General features: G+C 27.2%; 1 protein-coding gene. It reads left to right on the top strand.

Translation table 11 applies throughout. From position 1 onward, the window contains the following. The coding region (locus GNF10_RS38210; RefSeq protein ID WP_221644726.1) for a hypothetical protein at positions 1 to 316 on the top strand (316 nt) is incomplete at both ends.

Here is a 316-nt window from a genome sequence, read left to right as displayed (position 1 = left end):
ATATGAATCTGTCTGATACAGAAATAGAAATTTTACTTTTTGGGAAATGGCGTTTTAATACAAATTGGGAAAAAATTTCTATTGAATTTAAAGATAATATGACTTATGAGCAAACTAGAATTCAAACGTTTCTTTTATCTAAACCCAGCGAATTTGTTACGGGGAATAAATTTACTGGTGTATGGCACGTAAATGATAAAAGATTATGTTTAATTGTTAAAACTGTTCCTAAATCATTTTTTAATTTGCGATTACTGATATTATCTAAAGTCGATTTGGCAGATATGATAGCTAGCATCTATTCTATATTTATAAC

Source organism: Nostoc sp. UCD121, from assembly GCF_014222285.1.
Taxonomy (GTDB): domain Bacteria; phylum Cyanobacteriota; class Cyanobacteriia; order Cyanobacteriales; family Nostocaceae; genus Nostoc.
Note: the sequence above shows the minus strand (reverse complement) of the source record. Positions and strands in the feature narration are given on the sequence as shown.